Here is a 13,754-nt window from a genome sequence, read left to right on the forward strand (position 1 = left end):
CCACTCCCTTATTTTTTTATTAATAATGTATCCGAAGATATATTATTAACTCAACGAAGACTATGATATCAAAGTTTAGAACCTCTGTCAAGTATTTTTACTTAACAGATAATTTTTTTCAAATATATAATAATGCATTAAAATAAAGCGTCAGCAAAATCTCCTGGATTAAATTCCTGTAAATCTTCTATTCCTTCTCCAACTCCAATTAATTTAACCGGTATGTTAAGACTATGCTTTATAGAAATTACAATTCCACCTTTTGCTGTACCGTCAAGCTTTGTAAGAATTATTCCATCTATAGGACATACCTCCATAAACTGCTTAGCTTGCTGAACTGCATTTTGCCCTGTTGTAGCGTCTAGTACCAATAATGTCTGCCTATGAGCCTCACTAAACTCCCTATCAATTACTCTGTTTATTTTTCCAAGCTCATCCATTAAATTTTTCTTATTATGGAGCCTTCCAGCCGTATCGCACACCAAAACGTCTACTTTTCTTGCCTTCGCTGCTTGAACAGCATCAAAAACTACTGCGGCAGGATCCGAACCTTCTTGATGTCTAATAATATCTACACCAGCTCTGCTACTCCAAACCTCAAGTTGATCAATAGCCGCAGCTCTAAAAGTATCCGCAGCTGCCATTAGCACTTTATATCCATCATACTTTAACTTTGCAGATATCTTTCCAATAGATGTTGTTTTACCAACTCCATTTACCCCTATAATTAATACTACCTCTGGAGTTTTTTCAGGCTTTATAGTACCATTCTCTTCACCCAAAATATCCACAATAACTTCTTTTAAATAATCCTTTACTAAAGAAGGATCCTTTACTTTGTTCTCTCTTATCTTTGCTTTCAGTCTATCTATGATTTCTAGTGTAGTTTCTACACCAATATCTGCAGTTATCAATATTTCTTCCAACTCTTCATACAAATCATCATCAATAGTCATTGCACCACTTAACATATCTGTTATTTTCTCTGTAAGATTTGTCTTAGTCTTTGTAAGTCCTTCTTTTAACTTATTAAAAAATCCACCAAACATATGTACATCCTCCAATTTTATAAATTTAGTTCTATAACTATAGAACTTCTGATTGTAAACTTAACTTATACATAGGGATATGCTGCTAATTCTGAAAGCACATTTAAATACTTTTCTATGAGTCTTAGCGAAGCTATTATGAGTCTTAGCGAAGCTATAAGGAAAAGCTTAGAACTTTGATGTGTCTGAGCGATAGCGAGTTCATCAAAGTTCTTAGCTTTTTCTTATAGCCGAGCTTTAGACTTATTAAAAAGTATTTATAGTGCAGAAGAATTAGCAGTATATCCCGGTGTATGAGTGGAGTTTATGAATTAGAATCCTATATAACTTCTCTATGATGCTTCCCTAGTTAAATCCACTGAAACTATCTTGGATACACCTTTTTCCTCCATTGTAACCCCATACAAGGCATCACTAGCTTCCATAGTTCCCTTTCTATGAGTTATTACAATAAATTGTATATTTTGTGAGAACTTTTTTAAAAACTCCGCATATCTTATTACATTTGCGTCGTCTAATGCTGCCTCTATTTCATCTAAAATGCAAAATGGTGTAGGCTTCATCTTCAAGATAGCGAACAATAAAGCAATTGCTGATAATCCTTTTTCTCCACCGGACATTAGATTTATATTTTGAAGTTTTTTTCCTGGCGGTTGAACTGTTATGTCTATATTTCCTGTCAATTCATCTCCATCAGCTAATATTAGATCTGCACTTCCCCCTTTGAATAGTTCTTTAAAAGTTTCATCAAAGTTTTTTCTCAGTTTGTTAAAGTTTTCGTTAAACACTACTTTCATTTTATCCGTCATTTCATTTATAAGCCCCACCAACTCTTCCTTTGCATTAGTTAAATCCTCTCTCTGCGTGCTTATAAAGTTAACCTTTTCCGTTAACTCCTTAAATTCATCTATAGCTCCAAGATTTACAACTCCTAAGGAAGATATATTGCTTTTCAAATTTAAGATATCTCTTTTATAGACTTCAATGTTCTCAATTTCAGTTTTATAACTTAAAGCCTCTGCATATGTAATTTCTAGCTCATCATTAATCTTTGAATATAAGGATTCTTTTTCAGCAATATGTCTTTCTAATGAAAGCTGAATTTTATGAATCTCATCTTCCTTCTTATGAATTACTAATTGAAGATCCTCTGCTTTTTTACTATGCACTTTTATTTTTTCTTTTGCTTTTATCAATTCAATATCCTGATCCTTGAGTTTCTGTTCCATTTCTAAAATATAATTTTCTATATTTTTTCCTTCTTCGACATTCATTCTAATTTGCTCTTTGCATTTATATATACTATCCTGCGACTTTTTGTTTTCATGTTTCATACTATCTCGTTTTAACTTGAGCTCATTTATGTCAGTATTTAATCTTTCCAAAATGCTAACTTTATTTAAAACATTCTCATCTATTTGTGCCTTTCGTATCTTAAACCCTGTGAGTTTTTCTCTGTCAATTAAAACTTTAGAGTTTTTGCCGCTAAGTCCCTTTTCTAATTCAATAATCAAGATATCATTTTCATTTTGTTTAATTTTAATCTCTTCTAATTCTTTGTCTTTTACCTCTAATTCATTCAAGTTTTCCTTTAATTTTTCATTTAATAATTCTATTTCCCTATTAGAAACTACCAAACTTTCCTTAAGTTTCCCACTTTCATTATCTATAGCATTTATCTTACCCTTCAGCTTAGTGATTTCAATGTTTTGAGAATAAATAGTGTCTCTTAAATTTAAACTTTCTTCATCCAGTAGTTTTATATCATTTCTATACTTTTGTATTACATTATTTAGATAACTTATATTTTCTGCAGCACTTTTAATTTTTAACTTTATGTCCTCTATTTCTCTCTTTCTTCCTATGATGTTGCTAACTTTATGGTGCAAACTTCCTCCAGTAAGAGATCCCCCTGGATTTACAACTTCTCCTGTAAGCGTAACAATTTTAAAACTATAATTACTAGCTTTGGCTATTTTAAGGGCGCTATCCATATCACTAGAAATTATAGTTCTTCCTAATATGTATTGTATGGCGTTTGTGAACAACTTGTCGTATTTTATTAGCTCACTTGCTATACCTATATATCCGTTTACTTTTTGAAATTCTGTTTCAATTGATATCTTTTTCCCCTTAATAATACTAAGCGGTAAAAATGTTGCTCTACCTATATTGTTATCTTTTAAATACTTTATAAGCTTTTTAGCTATCTCCTCATTCTTAGTTATTACGTCAGAAATAGCTCCACCTAATGCTATTTCTATTGCGGTTTCAAATTTCTTATCCACCTCAATTATCTCGCCTAAAACAAAACAGCTATTATTTTCAACATCTAACTTTCCTTTGTTAACGTCTCCCATTAAAACCTTAACAGCTCTATTATACCCTTCATACTGTTTGTCCAAATTAACAAGCATATTATGATTTGCTTCTAACTTACTGTGTAAATTATTTAGTTCCCTAAATTCTTTTTCCTTCGAAAAAACAATAGAATTTAATCTAGAAATTTGATTTCTATTGTTTTTTATACTGCTTTCAAATTCATTTATTTTTATGCTTAGTTCATCTACTTGTTTTGTGAACATCTCCTTAGTACTTGAGTTGATTTTTATGGAATGCAAATAACTTTCACAAGAATTCTTTATACTATGGATTTTTTCTTTAAGAGTTTCAGTATCATTTTTTAAAATAAGTATGGTATTTTTAAGGTTTGATAAATCACTTAAATATTCTATTTGATCATCCTTTAACTTTTTTATCATGCTATTTTCATTTAAAATAGAGTCCTCTATGGATGCTATTTTATTCTCGTAATCACCGATTTGTAAACCTATCTCACTCTGCGTTTCTTTTAAAACTTTCAATTCACTACTTTGCTCTTCTTCATTAGCTAGTAAAACAGTTATCTTATCTTGAGTTTCATTAAGCTCTCTTTCATTTTTCTCTATTAAGCTATATAGGTTCTCTAACCTTTCACCTAATATCTGAGTATCAGCTTCTATGTTTTGTTTTTTCGACTTATCATCATAATACCTTTTCCTGTAGTCAGAGCTTTCTTCATTTATAACTTCAACTTTTTCATTCCATTTCTCAATATCTAACTTAAGTTTCAAAAGTTCAGAATTTAATTCTTCTGTATTTGTGTTCATATTATTAATGTTACCTTGAATTTCCTCTATTTTACTCTGGACTTTATCGATAGCGTAGATGGTCACGTTTATTTCTTTCTTTTTTAGCTCTGCAGATAATTTTATAAATTTTTTAGCTTTTTCATTTTCAATTTGTAACGGTTCCAACCTTTCTGAATAAGTACCTAAAATATCATCTATTCTAACTAAGTTTGCTTCTGTATTTTCTAGTTTTTTTTCTGCTTCTTCTTTTCTCCACTTAAACTTTACTATACCAGCAGCTTCCTCCAAAAGACTTCTTCTTTCTTCTGGTTTTCCACTAAGCACCGCTTCAATCTTTCCCTGACCAATTATAGAATATCCTTCTTTTCCAATACCAGTATCCATGAAAAGTTCGTGGATATCCTTTAACCTGCATTGAGTGTTGTTTATGTAGTATTCACTTTCCCCAGAACGATAAAGCCTTCTAGATATTGTAACATCAGAGTAATCTAGCGATAGTCTTTTATCTTCATTATCTAAAGTTAATGAAACCTGACAAAGTCCAACAGGTTTTCTAAACTGGGTTCCAGCAAATATAACATCTTCCATTTTACCTCCTCTGAGGCTTTTTACACTTTGTTCTCCAAGCACCCATCTTACTGCATCAGAAATGTTACTCTTTCCGCTTCCATTGGGTCCAACTATAGCTGTGACTCCATTTTTAAATATTAACTCTGTCTTATCTGCGAATGATTTAAATCCTCTTATTTCAATAGATTTGAGAAACATAAAAAGTACACTCCTTATCTTCCAAATAACATTGGAAGCAAGCTAACTAAAAACATAAGTACTACAAGGGAAACTAATAACTTTTTCATTTTCTCCCTAGTCTTCTTTTTCATAAAATAACACTCCCTTTATTCTAATATAATAACTATAATAGCTAGTCATCCCTAAGCTCCCATACATGTTTAGCTATAAATTATATTAACCGTAAAACATAGTTGTTTCAAGTTTCATCTCATAGTTTATATTATAATTATCTAAATATCAATTGTAAAATAAAAAACCCTGTATTCCACAGGGTTTTATATCAATTAAGTTATCTTGGTTCAACAATAAATTTTATTGCTGTTCTTTCCTCACCTTCAATAGTTATCTCCGAAAAAGCTGGAACAACAACTAGATCTATACCATTTGGTGCTACAAATCCTCTAGTAATTGCTATCGCCTTCACTGCCTGGTTAACTGCCCCTGCACCTACTGCTTGAACTTCCGCTGAATTGTTATCTCTTAATACTGCTGCTAGTGCCCCTGCTACTGATTTTGGTTGAGATTGAGCTGATACCCTTAATACTTCCATGTGTAATTCCTCCCTACAAATATTGTTATATTCACAGGGATATAATTCTATAAAACACCGAAATTTCCTTCTTTGTACTTTTTAGCCATATATTCATTTATTGACAAACTTTTTTCTTTTTCTTCTGTAATTAAAATTATTTCTCCTCTACATACAAGATTATCTTGTATAACTTCGACATTTGATGTCTTTAATTGTTTCTTCATGTCATTAAAAAATTTCTTCTTATAAGAATATAACTTTGACAAATCCTTGTTGTTAATTTTTATAATGAGCTTATCATTAGGTTTTCCATCAAATTCATCTAGTATAAGTTCATTATAAATACTTCCTTCTACCAATTCCCTAAAAGCTGGATGGAATGGACCAGCAATCAAATCTTTGCCAGTATTTATTTCTTCAGTAGGCTGTAATCCAATTCTTATAACTTTTATATTATTTGCAGTAAGCATAATATAAACTACCTTCGCGATTTCAACTGCTTCATAAAGTTCATAAGGATTATATAGACCATTTTTAAAGAGCCTCTCCATAGGAGTATCCTTTATTACTAGAGCAGGATAAATTCTACATATTTCTGGTTTCATTTTAATTATTTTCTTCGTTGTCTCTACATCCTTTTCAAATGTATCACCAGGCAGTCCTAACATAATTTGATGCCCTAGTACAAATCCTAATTCTTTTATTAGCTTTGAAGCCCTTAACACATCTTCCTCAGAATGACCTCTTCCTGACTTTAGAAGAACTTCCTTATCTAAAGATTGAACTCCAAGTTCAATAACATCTACTGAATAGTCCTTTAAATTCAACAATATCTTCTCATCTATATAATCTGGTCTTGTAGATAAATGTATGAAATTTATTTCACCTTTGTCTTTAAACTCCTTTGCTACAGCTAAAAGCTCTTTCTGTCTATTTATATCTATAGCTGTGAAAGTTCCGCCATAGAATGACACCTCTATAGTGGCATTTTCTTTATGAATTGTTTCTAAATATTGCTCTATAGTGTTTCTCACAAAATTAGCATCTACCCGCTCTTCAATTCCTGTAATAGTATTTTGATTGCAAAATACACAATTATGCGGGCAACCTTCGTGAGATACAAATATAGGTATTATATAGTGACCCTTACCCATTATCTTCCTCCAATTTTTTAAGTGCCTCCTGTGCTGCGTTTTGTTCTGATTCTTTTTTACTATACCCAACCCCATTTCCTAAAATTTTATCATCTACTGATACCTGAGTATAAAATTTTCTTCTATGAGGTGGTCCTTCATGTTTGGTTAGCAAATAACCTATATTAACATCTCCATTTTGTTGCATTATTTCTTGAAGTTTAGTTTTATAATCTAAAATAATCTTATTTTTTATTGCTTTTTCTATAGTGTCCTTAAAATTTTCTATAATAAATTCTTTTGCCTTTTCAAATCCGCTGTCAATATATACTGCTGCGATTATAGCTTCCACACAATCAGCTAATATAGAAATTCTTTCTCTTCCACCTGTAATCTCTTCACCCTTACTCATTTTTATATAATTCCCAATTTCCCATCTTTTAGCTATTTCATATAGGGAATTTTCACATACTATTAGAGCTCTCCTCTTTGTGAGTTCTCCTTCAGATTTATTTTTATAAGTTAGAAAAAGATATTCAGAAATAGAAATCTGTAATACTGAGTCTCCAAGAAACTCTAATCTCTCATTAAACTTTATATTTTTCTTACCATTAGCATAGGAACTGTGTGTTAAAGCAGTCCTTAATAGTTCTTTATCTTTAAAATTAACATTTAACTTTTCTTCTAACGCTTGAAAGGCATTCCCTTCATTTACCATTATTATCTTAACTCCTTTTAGAAGTTTATTCTTCAGCTTGCTTCTTGATTAAACAAACTCAAGAATAAACTACATTTTTGTAAATTTATAAAGCCCCGTATATAACGGGACTTTTAAAGAAATTATTCCTCAGTATGAGCCTTTATGTACTCAACTACATCTGTAACTGTAGCTATCTTTTCAGCATCCTCATCTGGTATTTCTAGATCGAACTCTGTTTCTAGAGCCATTATTAATTCAACAATATCAAGTGAATCAGCACCTAAATCATCTACGAAAGATGCTTCCATAGTTACCTCTTCTACACCAATACCAAGTTGCTCAGATACTATATTTTGAACTTTTTCAAATATCATTGTCTCACCTCCTAAAAGCTTTCTACATAAATAATATTACATAACTGGTATACCGTCAATACAAATACTACTAAATTTATTATTCTTAATTATTAAATATCAATACACCTAATCAAAATGTATTTTTTCTAATTCTATTTTAATCTTGTCTATGATCTTATTATCATAGCAGTTTATGGCTTGTTTTATAGCATTTTTAAACGCTTTACTATCAGAGCTTCCATGAGCCTTTATACAGATTCCTTTAGATCCTAGGAATGCCGAGCCGCCATACTCTGAATAATCAAACTTATTCTTTAACCCTTTAAATACAGGCTTCAATAAATAAGCACCCAATTTAGTTGTAAAGGATTTCATTATTTCTTCTTTTAACATGCTAAATATATTCAGCGCCACACCTTCATACATTTTTAATATTGTATTTCCTACGAAGCCATCACATACCAATACATTTACATCTCCATTTGATGCTTCCCTTGGCTCCACATTCCCTACAAAATTAAAATCTTTTTCTTTTAGCAGCTTATATGCACTCTTTGTTAGTTCATTTCCCTTTTCTTCTTCCGACCCAATATTTACCAAGCCTATGGTTGGATTATTTATTCCTAAAATATTTTCAAAATATATTTTACCCATTAATGCAAATTGAATTAAATACTGAGGTTTGCAGTCAACATTTGCTCCAGCATCAACAACCATAAATGCCCCCTTTTTTCCTGGCATTATAGGTGCTAGCGCTACCCTTTCAATTCCTTTTATTCTCCCAACTATAAGCGTTGCACCAGTCATAAGGGCCCCTGTACTTCCAGCAGAGATAACTGCATCAGCCTCTCCATCTTTAACTAGCTGAAGTGCCTTGACTAAACTTGAGTTTTTCTTTTTCCTTACAGCCATAACTGGCGGTTCATTCGTGCTTATCACTTCTTCAGCATTTAATATACTTATTTTATCCTTAGGATATGTATACTTATCTAACTCTTTCTTTATTAGTTCTTCAACTCCAGTAATGACTATGTTAACATTGTGTTCTTTTACAGCTTGAACACATCCATCTACTACAGCAGCCGGCGCAAAATCTCCACCCATACCATCCACTGCAATTATCATGCTTTCACATCCTTTTTTGTTATATAGCAATTATAAATATCTAACTTTTAAACATTACTTTGTCATAGAAGAAAAATCAAATTATTAACTATATCAAAGTAGAAACAGTTTCTAAATATAATATTGTATATCTATAGGTATTAATTTTCACTTAATTATAAAAGGTTATATATCCTTAGATCTTGGATTGGTTTCATCTTACAAATTACAAAAAAAGAAAGTCAAATGACTTTCTTTAAATTATTTTTCAGTTGAAACAACTTCCTTGCCCTTATAATATCCACAACTCTTGCATACTCTATGAGCAAGCTTCATTTCATGACATTGAGGACACTCAACTATTCCTGGTAAACTTAATTTAAAAGTTTGTGCTCTTCTTGAATCTCTTCTAGCTTTTGAAAATCTTCTCGCTGGATTTCCCACAGTAAAACACCTCCTTAATCAGTCAAAAACAAATCTTTCAACTTTGCCAACCTTGGATCAATATCGTCATCGTTACAGTGACATGTAGAAAAATTTAGGTTGGTACCACATTTATGGCACAATCCCTTGCAATCTTCTTTACAAAGCCTTTTGATTGGCAGTGTTAATATAATGTTATTTTCTATTATTTCTGTGATATCTAAAGTATCACTATTTATAAAGATGAGGTCATCATCTTTATTAGCTTTGTCATTTGTTGTAAACTTTTCCTCAATAGTCATTTCTATAGGATAGCTAAACCTTTCGAGACATCTAGAACAACTTAATTCTAAAACAGTATGTATAACACTATTTAATGTCAGAACGTCTCCTACTTTACTTAGAGTTCCATCTAACTTAATATTTTCTAATAAGCCGATGTATTCACTTCCATCATAAAGTTTTTTTTCATTAATTTCAAGATGTAATTCCTGAGCAGCTCTTTCTTTTTTTAATAACTCTGTTAAATCCAATTTCATAATGCTCACCTCTACATATTAGCCACAATTTATTATATAGAGATGAGCATAAAAAGTCAAGATTTATTTATTTTTTGTCAGTTATTGAAATTTTTTATTATTTTCTGTTTGTAACTATTTCTTGAGTATCTCTTGCTATCATAAGTTCTTCATCTGTTGGTACAACAAACACTTTAACTTTCGAATCTGGAGTTGTTATCTCCATTGCTTTACCTCTCATGCCATTCTTATCAGCATCAATATTAATTCCTAAGTATGATAATCTTTCACAAATAGCTGCTCTGCTTGTTGATGAGTTTTCTCCAAGACCTGCTGTAAATACTATGCAATCAACTCCATTTAGTGCTGCAGTATATGCTCCAATAACGGATGTAACTCTGTAGTGGAATACATCTAAAGCAAGTTGAGCTCTTTTGTTTCCGTCCTTTGCAGCATTTTCTATATCTCTAAAGTCACTGCTTACTCCAGATAAACCAAGAACACCTGATTTCTTGTTCATTAGATTATCTACCTCTTCAACAGCCATACCAGCTTCTTTTACTAAGAAAGGTACTATTGCTGGATCTATATCTCCACATCTTGTTCCCATAACAACACCTGCAAGAGGAGTGAATCCCATTGATGTATCAATTGATTTTCCACCCTTTATTGCTGATAGACTTGCTCCGTTTCCTAAGTGGCAAGTGATGATTTTTAAATCTTCTATTTTTTTGCCCATAAGCTCGGCTGCTGTCATTGAAACGAATCTATGTGAAGTCCCATGGAATCCATATTTTCTTATACCGAAATCACTATATAATTCATATGGTAGTGCATACATATATGCTTCTTCAGGTAATGTTTGATGGAACGCTGTATCAAACACTCCAACCATTGGTGTATTTGGCATTAACTCTTTACAAGCATTTATTCCAATTATGTTAGGTGGATTATGTAATGGAGCTAGTTTTACACATTCTTGTAATGCTTCCATAACATTTTCATCAATTAGTACTGATGAAGCATATTTTTCTCCACCATGAACAACTCTGTGTCCTACTGCTGATATTTCTGACATATCACTGATTACACCGTGCTCTTTGCTAATTAAAGCATCAAGTACTAATCCAATAGCTACTTTGTGATCCTTCATTGGTTGTTCTATAACAACTTTTTCATCATTAACTTTATGAGTTAAAACTGAACCCTCTATTCCTATTCTTTCTACAAGACCTTTTGCAAGAACGCTCTCATTTTCCATGTTCATCAATTGATATTTTAAAGATGAACTTCCGCAGTTTATTACTAATACTTTCATTTTTATTCTCCCTTCAATATACAAAAAACTAATTTTTCTTTATTATTATTCTTGAGCTTGTGCTTGAACTGCAGTTATAGCTACTACGTTTACTATATCATCATCGCTACAACCTCTTGATAAGTCATTAATTGGTTTAGCAAAGCCTTGGCAAACTGGTCCTATAGCATCAGCATTTGCAAATCTTTGAACTAGCTTATATCCGATATTACCTGCTTGAAGATCTGGGAATACTAAAACATTTGCCTTGCCAGCAACTTTACTATTTGGAGCTTTTAAATCGGCTACTTTCTTAACTATAGCAGCATCTAATTGTAATTCTCCATCTATGTCTAGATCAGGTCTCATGGCTTTTGCTAATTCTGTCGCTTTTCTAACCTTTTCAACTAATTCGTGCTGTGCACTACCCATAGTTGAGAATGATAACATTGCAACTTTTGGTTCTATTCCGCATAGAGCCTTTGCTGTTTCTGCTGTACTTACTGCAATTGAAGCTAACTCCTCTGCTGTTGGGTTTGGATTAACTGCACAGTCTGCAAAAAGAAGTAATCCTTCCTCTCCATACTGGCTGTTTGGTACATTCATAACAAATGTACTAGAAACTACTGACATCCCAGGTGCAGTTTTTATTATTTGAAGACCTGGTCTTAGTAAATCCCCAGTAGTATGTATTGCTCCGGAAACTAATCCATCTGCATCCCCTACTTTAACCATCATAGTTCCAAAATATAGTGGATCCCTTACAATTTTATCTGCTTTTTCAAGAGTCATTCCTTTATTTTTTCTTATCTCGTAAAATCCATTTGCATATTCAGCTGTTTTTTCTGAAGTCTCTGGGTCTAATACTTCAACTCCATCTAGTTTTACACCAAGACTTGCTGCTTTTTCTCTTATCACATTCTCATTTCCAACTAATACAACATTAGCAAGCCCATTTTCCATTATTTTTCCACAAGCTTGAAGATTTCTTTCTTCTTCGCCTTCAGGTAAGACAATTCTCTTTTTATTAGATTTTGCCTTTTCCCAAATTTGTTTCATTAATTCCATTTTTGTTTCTCCCTTCGAAATATAAAATTAAATTAAAATTGCATACAACTATAATATAATCCTTTTTTTGTGTATTTTTCAATAAAAATATGAAGATTTTAAAATTATTCTTAAAAATTTTTTTAAATTTAGGAATAATTATTAAATCTTTTTAATTTTGTATATTTATCCACAATACTGATTATAAACATTTTATATGTGTATAATGTAGATAATAAATCAAAAAACACATATAATTTATCTATATATTAATTTCCATTATTTTTAATCAAGGAGGCAATAAATTGAACATTACAGGTATTGTAGTAGAGTACAACCCCTTTCACAGAGGCCACTTATATCATATACAGAAAACAAGAGAAATAACAAATTGTGACGGTATCGTAGCTGTAATGAGCGGAAACTTTGTTCAAAGAGGCGTTCCTGCAATAATTGATAAGTGGAACAGAACAAAAGCTGCATTAATGAATGGAGTTGATTTAGTAATTGAATTACCTATGATTTATAGCATATCCTCTGCTGAGTTCTTCGCGTTCGGTGCAGTTAGCCTTTTAGATAGCTTAGGCATAGCTAATAACATCTGCTTTGGCAGCGAACAAGGAAACGCAGACGAATTATCACATATAGCTAATATACTTTCCGAAGAACCCTTAGAATTTAAACAACTACTGAAGAAAAACTTGGATTTGGGTTTTGCCTATCCGCTTGCAAGAAGCAAGGCTTTAATGCAATATTTTCAAGCTTTTGATGATAAAAAATTATTAGATTTAGACATAGAGAATATCTTATCTAGCTCTAACAATATTTTAGGAATAGAATACTGTAAGAGCCTTAAAAGGTTGAAAAGTAATATACAGCCTTTTTCTGTAAAAAGGGAAGGTGGTACATATAACAGCACCTCTTTAAACGAGAAATTTTCTAGTGCATCTTCTATACGGAAATTTATTAAGGATAATGGAAATATAGATGGTGTAAAATGTCATTTGCCAGAAAACGTATATAATTCACTTTTGTCCTTAAGTAAAAATAATTATAATTTTGTTTTTGAAGATTCTATGCTCCCTTTTATAAAATATAAAGCTATTACGAATAAAAACTTAATTGAAAATCTTCCAGATGTATCAGAAGGCATCCATAATAGAATACTGAAGGCATTGGAACATTCTAGAAGTTATGATGAACTTATAAGCTCTATTAAAACCAAAAGGTATACTTATACTCGTATAAGTAGAATTTTGTGTCAATTCTTTAATGGATTTGAAAACCTTAATACAAGTGATTTAAGAAAGAAACCATGCCCTTATGCTAGAGTTTTAGGTTTTAACAATGTTGGACTAAAAATATTAAAAGAAGCAAAATCAAAATCTACGATTCCAATTTACACTAAGTTACCTAAAAATCCAGATAAAGTTTTATTCTTAGATATATCAGGTACTAGGATGTATAGTTTATTGAACAATAGCATTAATTCTAATTCTGATTATTTAATTAGCCCAATTATAATAGATAAATAAGCTGAACTTTAATCACTCAGAATAATGTTAAGTTATTCCTTATATTGTAAAATTAAATTAGAATAAGTGTTGTATTTAAACAATATAATTTTAATAAATCAAATTTTACGTATTTGCAGGATTGAGTATTTAGTCTC

12 protein-coding genes are annotated in these 13,754 nt (G+C 31.4%); 1 reads left to right on the forward strand and 11 read right to left on the reverse strand.

Annotation, left to right across the window (positions count from 1 at the left end; all coding sequences use genetic code 11):
• Window positions 1–137: 137 nt before the first annotated feature.
• From ftsY to pta, 11 genes are all read right to left on the reverse strand, one after another.
• A complete protein-coding gene (gene ftsY, locus AC0N0V_RS17080; protein WP_474459581.1) occupies window positions 138–1,049 on the reverse strand; it encodes a signal recognition particle-docking protein FtsY in 912 nt (303 codons plus the stop codon).
• Between the two features lie 332 nt (window positions 1,050–1,381).
• Complete coding sequence (smc, locus tag AC0N0V_RS17085) at window positions 1,382–4,948, reverse strand: chromosome segregation protein SMC (protein WP_474459583.1); 3,567 nt, start codon at window positions 4,946–4,948, stop codon at window positions 1,382–1,384.
• Between the two features lie 313 nt (window positions 4,949–5,261).
• Entirely contained in the window at window positions 5,262–5,522 is a 261-nt protein-coding gene (locus AC0N0V_RS17090) for a stage V sporulation protein S (RefSeq protein WP_474459585.1), read from the reverse strand.
• A 47-nt stretch (window positions 5,523–5,569) separates the two neighbouring features.
• Window positions 5,570–6,658, reverse strand: a complete 1,089-nt coding sequence (locus AC0N0V_RS17095) for an elongator complex protein 3 (RefSeq protein ID WP_474459587.1) — start codon at window positions 6,656–6,658, stop codon at window positions 5,570–5,572.
• Window positions 6,651–7,355: a ribonuclease III gene (rnc, locus tag AC0N0V_RS17100; protein WP_474459589.1), complete on the reverse strand. Its 705-nt coding sequence runs from the start codon at window positions 7,353–7,355 to the stop codon at window positions 6,651–6,653. Before rnc ends, AC0N0V_RS17095 begins: the two co-directional genes overlap by 8 nt.
• A gap of 122 nt (window positions 7,356–7,477) precedes the next feature.
• A complete protein-coding gene (acpP, locus tag AC0N0V_RS17105) occupies window positions 7,478–7,711 on the reverse strand; it encodes an acyl carrier protein (protein ID WP_474459591.1) in 234 nt (77 codons plus the stop codon).
• Between the two features lie 108 nt (window positions 7,712–7,819).
• Window positions 7,820–8,818, reverse strand: coding sequence for a phosphate acyltransferase PlsX (gene plsX, locus AC0N0V_RS17110; protein ID WP_474459593.1), 999 nt, complete (start codon window positions 8,816–8,818; stop codon window positions 7,820–7,822).
• A 240-nt stretch (window positions 8,819–9,058) separates the two neighbouring features.
• Window positions 9,059–9,241: a 50S ribosomal protein L32 gene (rpmF, locus tag AC0N0V_RS17115; protein ID WP_261671566.1), complete on the reverse strand. Its 183-nt coding sequence runs from the start codon at window positions 9,239–9,241 to the stop codon at window positions 9,059–9,061.
• Between the two features lie 14 nt (window positions 9,242–9,255).
• On the reverse strand, window positions 9,256–9,759 hold the full coding sequence (locus AC0N0V_RS17120) for a YceD family protein (RefSeq protein ID WP_474459595.1): 504 nt from the start codon (window positions 9,757–9,759) through the stop codon (window positions 9,256–9,258).
• Window positions 9,760–9,856: 97 nt separating this feature from the next.
• On the reverse strand, window positions 9,857–11,056 hold the full coding sequence (locus AC0N0V_RS17125) for an acetate kinase (protein WP_474459597.1): 1,200 nt from the start codon (window positions 11,054–11,056) through the stop codon (window positions 9,857–9,859).
• 45 nt (window positions 11,057–11,101) lie between these two features.
• A complete protein-coding gene (gene pta / locus AC0N0V_RS17130) occupies window positions 11,102–12,103 on the reverse strand; it encodes a phosphate acetyltransferase (protein WP_474459599.1) in 1,002 nt (333 codons plus the stop codon).
• 284 nt (window positions 12,104–12,387) lie between these two features.
• Here pta and AC0N0V_RS17135 point away from each other — a divergent pair, with 284 nt between their 5' ends.
• Window positions 12,388–13,617 (forward strand): nucleotidyltransferase, encoded by a 1,230-nt coding sequence (locus AC0N0V_RS17135; protein ID WP_474459601.1) that lies wholly within the window; start codon window positions 12,388–12,390, stop codon window positions 13,615–13,617.
• Window positions 13,618–13,754 lie beyond the last annotated feature (137 nt).

It is taken from the genome of Clostridium sp. CS1-1 (assembly GCF_056135525.1).

Excerpts from the sequence above, each read along its gene's own strand:
- plsX (WP_474459593.1), bottom strand. The coding sequence starts at position 8,818 with ATGATAATTGCAGTGGATGGTATGGGTGGAGATTTTGCGCCGGCTGCT.
- ftsY (WP_474459581.1), bottom strand. The coding sequence starts at position 1,049 with ATGTTTGGTGGATTTTTTAATAAGTTAAAAGAAGGACTTACAAAGACT.
- AC0N0V_RS17095 (WP_474459587.1), bottom strand. The coding sequence starts at position 6,658 with ATGGGTAAGGGTCACTATATAATACCTATATTTGTATCTCACGAAGGT.
- acpP (WP_474459591.1), bottom strand. The coding sequence starts at position 7,711 with ATGATATTTGAAAAAGTTCAAAATATAGTATCTGAGCAACTTGGTATT.
- AC0N0V_RS17125 (WP_474459597.1), bottom strand. The coding sequence starts at position 11,056 with ATGAAAGTATTAGTAATAAACTGCGGAAGTTCATCTTTAAAATATCAA.
- rnc (WP_474459589.1), bottom strand. The coding sequence starts at position 7,355 with ATGGTAAATGAAGGGAATGCCTTTCAAGCGTTAGAAGAAAAGTTAAAT.
- AC0N0V_RS17090 (WP_474459585.1), bottom strand. The coding sequence starts at position 5,522 with ATGGAAGTATTAAGGGTATCAGCTCAATCTCAACCAAAATCAGTAGCA.
- pta (WP_474459599.1), bottom strand. The coding sequence starts at position 12,103 with ATGGAATTAATGAAACAAATTTGGGAAAAGGCAAAATCTAATAAAAAG.
- smc (WP_474459583.1), bottom strand. The coding sequence starts at position 4,948 with ATGTTTCTCAAATCTATTGAAATAAGAGGATTTAAATCATTCGCAGAT.
- AC0N0V_RS17120 (WP_474459595.1), bottom strand. The coding sequence starts at position 9,759 with ATGAAATTGGATTTAACAGAGTTATTAAAAAAAGAAAGAGCTGCTCAG.